The following is a 7,947-nucleotide window of genomic DNA, read 5'->3' as shown; positions in this document are numbered from 1 at the left end:
ACCCCAGGCGCCGCCCCCGGTTGCACCGCCTCTGCCGCCACCAGGTGCGGCATCGGCATCCGTGCCGCTGCTAGCGAAACTCACACGTTCCCGGCGTTCACGTCCGGAACCCGAGCCCGAGCCCCCGGCCGCCGACCTCGACCCATCCGCCTTCGAGGCGACCGCGACTTTCCACGCCGTCAGTGGGGAACGCGGCGCGAGCGACCAGACCGCCAAGTTCGACGCCGTCGACCTGGAAGACCACCCGAACAGCACCGAACCCCACATCATCCCGGGGCTCGGCCACGGGCGCGACACCGGCGGGCACCGCCCGTCCCCGCTGTCGTCCCTCGCCAAGATGCGACGCCCCAGCAACCACGTCCTGGGGCTGGCGCTCTCGCTCTTCATCGGTGTCAGCGTCGGTATCGCCATCATCGCCCTCGTGCTCTGGCCCCAGCTCAAGGCGGACGACAACGGCCCACCCGACAGCACCAACTCGTCGAACAACCGTCCGGTGACGACGATCCCGGCCTCGTTCGCCGGGACATGGAACGGGACGGTCGTCAACACCAACCGCAACGCCTCCTTCCCTGTGCAGATCACGTTCGAGGCCGGCGGGACGACCGGACGCGCCGTGTACCCGAGGGAGAAGTGCAACGGCACTCTGCGGCTCGCCAGGGGCACGGAGAGCGCGCTGAAGATGAACCTGGAGATCGGCAAGCCGTGCACGTCCGGGACCGTCCAGATCACCCGGCAGCCTGACGGGACGCTCCAGTACACGTGGAGCCGGCCCGGCACGAGCCTCGGCTACGGGGGCAAACTCACGCGCGGTTGAACGCGGGGGCGGGTGCGTCCCGTAACGTAGGGTGGCCCGGCTTCCGGGCTTCCGCCGCCTCACCGATCCCGGGGGTTTACCCTTGGCGAGGCACAGACGGTTCTTTAACGTTCATTGACCTTGGCCGTGACGAGAGGAGACCACGTGGAGACCCCCGCCTCCACCCGTCGGCCGGCCTCGAACCGCCGCCGGGGCGGACGACGCACCGCCGCGGCTCTGATGGCCATCGCCGCCGCGCTGCCGCTGATCGGCACCGCGACCCCCTCGGCGGCCTCGCCCGCGTCCCTCCCCCAGGACCCCGGCGACAGCAGCAAGTTCGCGAAGCTGAACCGCCAGATCGAGAAGCTCGACAAGGAGTACGGCGGCGACCTCGCCAAGCTGAAGGACGCCGAGTACGCCGCCAAGAAGGCCCTCAGCAAGTCCAACGACCTCCAGAAGGACCTCGCGGACGCCCGCAACCTCGTCGCCCAGCTCGCCGCGAACCAGTACATGATGAACGGCGAGGACCCCACCATCTCCTTCCTGGCCGACGGCAACCCGTCCGACCTGCTCAGCAACGCCACCCTGATCAGCCACCTCGCCCAGAACAAGGCCGCGAAGGTCGCCCAGATCCAGAAGCTCGTCGACGAGCAGCAGCGGGCCCGCAAGCAGGCCCAGCAGAAGATGACGGAGCTGAACAAGGAGATCAAGGACCTGAAGGGCCGCAAGGCGAAGATCCAGACCCTGGTCAAGAAGTACAAGCCGGAGTCACCGAGCGTCGGCCTGGGCGGCGTCACGCCCCGCATGCTCAAGGTCAAGAACACCGTCGACCTGGAGATGGGCCCCTTCCCCACGATCGGCTGCGTCCGGCTCACCGGCGACCCGCAGGACCACGGCACCGGCCACGCCTGCGACTTCATGGTGACCACCGGCGGCGTCATGGCCAGCGGCAGCGCCAAGGCCAAGGGCGACGCCACCGCCGAGTTCGCCATCGCCCACGCCAGCGCCCTGGGCATCAAATACATCATCTGGCGCCAGCGCATCTACGACCTCCGCAGCCCCGGCTGGCGCGCCATGGAAAACCGAGGCGGCGTAACCGCCAACCACTACGACCACGTACACATCTCGGTCTTCTAGCCGCGCCCCCTCTGACCAGACCCCCACCTCACAAGCTCTCCCAAGAGGACACATCCAGGGCACTAGCCCCCGGAAATCGCTCCCCACGCGTCGTCGATCGCCTTGCGCATCCGGTCCGGCTGGACGGCATGAGATGGGTGTAGGTCCGGAGCGTGAACCCGGGGTCAGCGTGCCCGAGGAACTCGGCGAGCGCCCGAATGTCGACGCCACGCTCTAGCAAGACACTCGCGAAGTGGTGCCGCACCGCGTGAAACCCGTTGCCCCGAGTCGCCGGAACATCGGCACGAGTCAGGGCAAGCTTCAAGAGGCGGCGGCGCTCAGGCCGCTGCGCGGCCCTGTGTGCGCCAGGTGCCGGCGGTCACCGGGTCGCGCCGCCGCCCGTCCTCTGATCGCACGTGGCCGAGGTCTTCTTTGCCTCCGGCGGGGGCACTCTGACTCTGGGAAGCCCAGGGCGCGCCCGTGACGGTCGTCGAGAATTGAGGTTCGCCTGAGCTTCCCGTCTGCCGTCGTCCCGATCGGAGACCTACCAGACCAGGGCCGTCTACCGACGAGCTAGATATGCGCGGACGTCGTGGGTGTAGGTCAATCCGTACGCGGCGAGCGAAATCAACCCCACCACGAGCCCACCGAAGTTGCCGCCGGAAGCTGCCCCCAAGCTGGCAAGGATCGTCAGGATTCCGCAGAGTCGCACGCTATAGAGACGGCCGGGTTTGACCAGGAAAGATGCGATGAGGGGACCAAGGGCAGTGAAAATCAAGACTCCCGATGCCGAAGCGCTCGTATCTGCGGAGTCCCCATCATCGCCTGTGGCTATAAAGCTGAGCACAGCCCACAGGACTGCAGTGCCCAGGGCGACCAAGAGCAGGATTCGTAGTGTCTGAACCCGCCTTGGGGGCGCAGTAGACGAGCGCTTTATAGGAGCCATTAGCGGATCCTACTGTCGCCACCTGCGCCACGTGAAGCCCTTGTCACACCGCGCTATGCGACGGTGCCACGCGGGATGGCTCAGCCAGTCTAGTCAACTCGCCCTACTGGTCTTCGGGGTGAAGCTAACCCGCGACCTTAGTTGTGATCGAACTGATTCACCCTGCCGAGTGGATGCCCGAGCGCCGAGGGCACATGGGGGGCACATGGGGGGCACATGGGGGCGCGATCATGTACGAGACGTCGAGAGTCACCAAGAGGACGGAGCCCAGGTCAATGCCAGGATGCGAGGCGTCGCCGCAGGTTGGGATCTTGGGGCTTCAGAACTCGGTCTTCTAACCGCATCCACCTCTGACCAGAGCCGTAGCGCATTACCGCGTATCGTTCGGTGATCGCCTGGTGGAGCGTGGCCTAGACCGGGTCGTTGACCGTGTCGACCACGACCGTCTGGTGACTGACCGTCTCGTCATAGTCCAAGAGCACGGCTCGCGCTTCCGACTCCACCACGGCCGTTGCCATGTCGGTTCCAGCGAAGGCCCGGATGGCCTCGCCGGACTCCCACAGGGTCATCACCTCCAACTCCACCCGGCCATCCCCGTCCCGGCGAAACAGGTATGCGCCTCGGTGCCCGTCGAGGCGACGGAGCGTTGGCAGCACTGAGCCGGTGAAGTGCTCACGGTAAGCATCCGCCCCCTCGGCGGTAGCGGTTGCGCGCCAGACTCTGGCAATCATCGTGGCTCCGATTGTCGCAAAGGACTCATGCGGGGCGTCGACAATACCGCCCCCGTGAGGACGTCCACAGGAGTTATGTCCGCCGCACGAACTTCGCGCGTACGCTCGGCTGCGGCGGGTGTGCTCGGCGCGCCTCGGGTTACATTGTTTCCAGGGCGGCGGCCATGATCAGTACGGCGCAGGAGAGGCCGCCGAGGAGGAGGACGGCGGCGGCGGCGAGGGCGCGGCCGGGGCTGACCAGGCGGCGCATGACGAGGTAGGCCATCATCGTGACCAGAAAGGCGAGTACGGGAAGGTACGGGATGAATGTGCACGTCGCGCCTACTAGGACGGCGCAGATCAGGGCTACCGATATCCGGTATCCGCCGCGGAGGTCACGGCCGGTGCACGTGTAGGCGACTGCTCCGGTGAAGACGGTGCTGCCGATCAGCATGGCGATGATGAACAGGTCGTCGGAATTCATGTAAAACCCTTTGGTTCGACGGTTCCAATGATGTGCTCACATGTGTGGCGAGCCGCGAAGGTTTCTTTTCACGCGTCCGGCGGCCATGCAGAGTCAATGCCGCCGCGGCCCACGTCCCCGCTACCAGTCCGTAGGCGAAGATGTTCGCCAAGATCCGCTTGAACACGTCCCGCCTCTCTCTGATCGGGTGACACGATCTTTGATGGCGGGCAGGCGTCCCTGGTTCGATACTTTTTGGGTTCTCGCTCGAAACTTTCAGGCTGTGGCGACCTGTGGTGTTTCGGCATGCCGCCGTGGGGGCCTCTCGCCATCGCCGGTGCACCATGACGGCCATCTGGCGCGGTGAGCCGATGATCGGGGTCGGTTTTCACCCAGGTCTCTTCGGGTCCGGTCCGCCGGCCGGTTCCCCGTACTGGACGCGGCGGGCGATGCGGCGATCGTTGTGGCCGCGGGCGTCCTGGTAGTCGTACTGGTAGGCGGTCAGTCCGTGGCGGGCGGCCGGGAGCCGGGAGACGACGGACTTGCCCGGCGGAGCGTTCCGAAGGGGTCCCAGGGTTGGTCGCCCGTGTCGCCTTCGGTCACGGGTTCCTCCCTGGCGATACGCAAGAGGGCGCCCTCCGGGGGAGGACGCCCTTTCACGTGTTGTGGGTCAGTCGGCGTAGGTGGGGAGCATTCTTTCGTTGGCCTCGCGTAGTTCGGAGAGGCCGATGCTGAACAGCTCCTGCTGGTCGCCTTCGGGGCCGCGGCCCGTGACGGAGAGGGTGTCGCCGCCTGCCACGCCTAGCTGGGACACCGGGACGCCGGCGGATTCGCACAGGGCCGCCAGGCGCGCCTCGGCGCCTGGACGGACCGCCACCATGGCGCGGGCCACCGATTCGCTGAACAGCGCGACGAACGGATCTCCCTGGAGGGTGATGCGGGCGCCCAGGCCGCCGCGCAGGCACGACTCGACCAGCGTTTGGGACAGGCCGCCGTCCGACAGGTCGTGGGCGACCGTCACCAGGCCGTCGCGGATGGCGGCGACCAGGACCGAGGCGAGTGCCGTCTCGGCCTTGAGGTCGACCAGCGGGGGCAGGCCGCCCAGGTGGCCGTAGACGACGTGCGCCCATTCGGAGCCGCCGAACTCCTCGCGCGTCTCGCCGAGCAGGGCGAGGGTGGCTCCGTCGGAGGTCAGTGACATGTTCACCCGGCGGCGGACGTCGTCGTGGACGCCGAGGACGCCGATGACCGGGGTCGGGTTGATCGGGGTCGTGCCGGTCTGGTTGTAGAAGCTGACGTTGCCGCCGGTGACCGGGATGCCCAGGTACTGGCAGCCGTCCGCCAGGCCCTCGACCGCGCGCGCGAACTGCCACATGACGCCCGGGTCCTCCGGGGAGCCGAAGTTGAGGCAGTTGGTGACGGCCAGGGGCCGGGCGCCGGTGGAGGCCACGTTGCGGAACGCCTCGGACAGGGCGAGCTGGGCGCCCGAGTACGGGTCGAGGCGGGTGTAGCGGCCGTTGCCGTCGAGGGAGAGCGCGATGCCCAGGCCGGATTCGTCGTCGATGCGCACCACGCCGGCGTTCTCGGGCATGGCCATGACGGTGTTACCCAAGACATAGCGGTCGTACTGGGACGTCACCCACGTCTTGCTGGCGAGGTTCGGGGAGCCGGCCAGCCACAGGACGGTCCGGCGCAGTTCGTCGCCGTTGGACGGACGGGTCAGGCGGCCGGGCGTGTCCGACTGGAGGGTGCCGAGGTCCTGGGGCGGTTCCAGGGGACGGTTGTAGACCGGGCCCTCGTCGGCGGCCGTGACCGGCGGGATGTCGACGATCGTCTCGCCGCGCCACGTCATGACGAGGCGGCGGGTGTCGGTGACCGTCCCGATCACGGTGGCCGGGATCTCCCAGCGGGCGCAGATCTCCATGAAGCGCTCGACCTTGTCGGGCGAGACCACCGCCATCATGCGCTCCTGCGACTCGCTCATGAGGATCTCCTCAGGGCGGAGCGTCTGGTCGCGCAGGGGGACGGTGTCGAGGTCGACATGCATGCCGCCGGTGCCGGCCGCGGCCAGCTCCGTCGTCGCGCAGGACACGCCGGCCGCGCCGAGGTCCTGGATGCCGACCACGAGGTCCTCGCTGAACAGCTCCAGGCAGCACTCGATGAGGAGCTTCTCCATGAACGGGTCGCCCACCTGGACCGACGGCCGCTTCTGGTGGGACTCGTCGTCGAAGGTCGCCGACGCCAGGACGGACGCGCCGCCGATGCCGTCCGGCCCGGTGAGGGCGCCGAACAAAATCACCTGGTTGCCGGGGCCGGGGGCGATGGCGCGCTGAATGTCCTCGTGCTTCATCACGCCCACGCACAGGGCGTTGACGAGAGGGTTCTGCTCGTAGCAGGCGTCGAAGACCGTTTCGCCGCCGATGTTGGGCAGGCCTAGGGAGTTGCCATAGCCGCCCACGCCCGCGACCACTCCGGGGAGGACGCGCTGGGTGTCGGGAGCATCGGCCGGGCCGAAGCGGAGCGAGTCCATGACGGCGATGGGGCGCGCCCCCATCGACATGATGTCGCGGACGATTCCGCCGACGCCGGTAGCGGCACCCTGGTACGGCTCAACGTAGGAGGGGTGGTTGTGCGACTCCACCTTGAAGGTGACCGCCCAGCCCTGGCCGATGTCCACGACACCGGCGTTCTCCCCCATGCCGACTAGCAGCTTGTCGGTCTTGGGGGCCTTCTCGCCGAACTGGCGCAGGTGCACCTTGGAGCTCTTGTAGGAGCAGTGCTCGCTCCACATGACGGAGTAGATCGCCAGCTCGGACGACGTGGGGCGGCGTCCCAGGATGTGGCGGACGCGCTGGTACTCCTCCTCGTTCATCCCCAGCTCGACGAACGGCTGCGGACGCTCGGGGGACGCGGCGGCGATGGCGACCGTGTCCGTACCGTGGTCGACCGGCGCGGACGCCTCGATCGCGGGCAGCGCCCCGGTGCCCCGTCCGATGGCGGGCAGCGACCCGGTCCCCCGGCCGATGGCGGGCTGCGGGCCCGTGCCACGCCCGACGGCCGGCTGCGGGCCGGTTCCGGGCCCGATGGCGGGCTGCGGGCCCGTCCCAGAACCCACGGCGGGCTGCGGGCCCGTCCTGGGGCCGACAGACGGCTGCGGGCCGGTGCCGGTGCCCACGGCCGGCTGCGGGCCTGTTCCGGGGCCGACGGACGGTTGCGGGCCTGTCCCGGAGCCGATGGACGGCTGCGGGCCCGTGGCGAAGTTGACGGCGGGGAGCGGGCCGGTGCCCACGGCGGGCTGAGGACCCGTCCCCGGGCCGACGGCGGGCTGCGGGCTGGTGCCGCCGGGGCCGTGCTGCCCGAGCGGGCCCGAGTTCAGGTCGATGAGGGGCTGCGACCCCGTCCCAGGGTGGACGGACGGCTGCGGCCCGGTGCCGGTGCCCACGGCGGGCTGCGGGCCCGTGCCGGTGCCGACGGCGGGCTGCGGGCCGGTGCCGGAGCCGACGGACGGCTGCGGGCCGGTGTTCCACGGCGGCTGTTCGTCGGGCACGGACGGCGACGGGTCCACTACGGTGGTGGACGGGTCACCGGCGGCGCGCTCCTCCTCCAGGGCGCGCGCGAACTCCTGCTGCGGCCCTTCAAGGCCCTCAGGCCCCTCAAGGCCCTGGCCGGACGCGCCGTTCAGCACCGGAATGGGCCCCGTAAAAGGCCCGGAAGACTGCTCGGCAGCCGGAACCGCAGCCGGAGCCTCGGGCTGAACCGCAGGCGGAGCCGAAGGCTGCGGTGAGGCGGCCTTCACGTTGGGCAGGTCCTCGTCGAGGATCGCCTTGAAGCCCTGCGTCACCGCCGGGTTGACGGGCTGGAGCTCGGGGTCGTCGGCATCGGACTTGAGCTCCCCGAGCCACTCCATCGAAGGTTCGTC

The 7,947-nt window shown here is 69.0% G+C and carries 6 protein-coding genes; 2 read left to right on the top strand and 4 right to left on the bottom strand.

Features of this window, described 5'->3' with window-relative positions:
* Window positions 1–61 precede the first annotated feature (61 nt).
* Window positions 62–814, top strand: a complete 753-nt coding sequence (locus tag E1293_RS22585; protein ID WP_132199445.1) for a hypothetical protein — start codon at window positions 62–64, stop codon at window positions 812–814.
* A 144-nt stretch (window positions 815–958) separates the two neighbouring features.
* Complete coding sequence (locus E1293_RS22580; RefSeq protein WP_132199444.1) at window positions 959–1,930, top strand: coiled-coil domain-containing protein; 972 nt, start codon at window positions 959–961, stop codon at window positions 1,928–1,930.
* A gap of 28 nt (window positions 1,931–1,958) precedes the next feature.
* Here the strand turns inward: E1293_RS22580 and E1293_RS22575 are convergent, their stop codons facing one another.
* From E1293_RS22575 to purL, 4 genes are all read right to left on the bottom strand, one after another.
* Complete coding sequence (locus tag E1293_RS22575; protein ID WP_243716403.1) at window positions 1,959–2,174, bottom strand: tyrosine-type recombinase/integrase; 216 nt, start codon at window positions 2,172–2,174, stop codon at window positions 1,959–1,961.
* A 1,091-nt stretch (window positions 2,175–3,265) separates the two neighbouring features.
* Window positions 3,266–3,586: an antibiotic biosynthesis monooxygenase family protein gene (locus tag E1293_RS22570; protein ID WP_132199443.1), complete on the bottom strand. Its 321-nt coding sequence runs from the start codon at window positions 3,584–3,586 to the stop codon at window positions 3,266–3,268.
* A gap of 139 nt (window positions 3,587–3,725) precedes the next feature.
* Window positions 3,726–4,049, bottom strand: a complete 324-nt coding sequence (locus tag E1293_RS22565; protein WP_132199442.1) for a hypothetical protein — start codon at window positions 4,047–4,049, stop codon at window positions 3,726–3,728.
* Between the two features lie 649 nt (window positions 4,050–4,698).
* A complete protein-coding gene (gene purL, locus E1293_RS22560) occupies window positions 4,699–6,900 on the bottom strand; it encodes a phosphoribosylformylglycinamidine synthase subunit PurL (protein ID WP_207939023.1) in 2,202 nt (733 codons plus the stop codon).
* Window positions 6,901–7,947 lie beyond the last annotated feature (1,047 nt).

The organism is Actinomadura darangshiensis (assembly GCF_004349235.1).
Classification (GTDB): Bacteria; Actinomycetota; Actinomycetes; order Streptosporangiales; family Streptosporangiaceae; genus Spirillospora; species Spirillospora darangshiensis.
This window is presented reverse-complemented; position numbering and strand designations above follow the sequence as displayed.

Excerpts from the sequence above, each read along its gene's own strand:
- E1293_RS22570 (WP_132199443.1), bottom strand. The coding sequence starts at position 3,586 with ATGATTGCCAGAGTCTGGCGCGCAACCGCTACCGCCGAGGGGGCGGAT.
- E1293_RS22565 (WP_132199442.1), bottom strand. The coding sequence starts at position 4,049 with ATGAATTCCGACGACCTGTTCATCATCGCCATGCTGATCGGCAGCACC.
- purL (WP_207939023.1), bottom strand. The coding sequence starts at position 6,900 with ATGAACGAGGAGGAGTACCAGCGCGTCCGCCACATCCTGGGACGCCGC.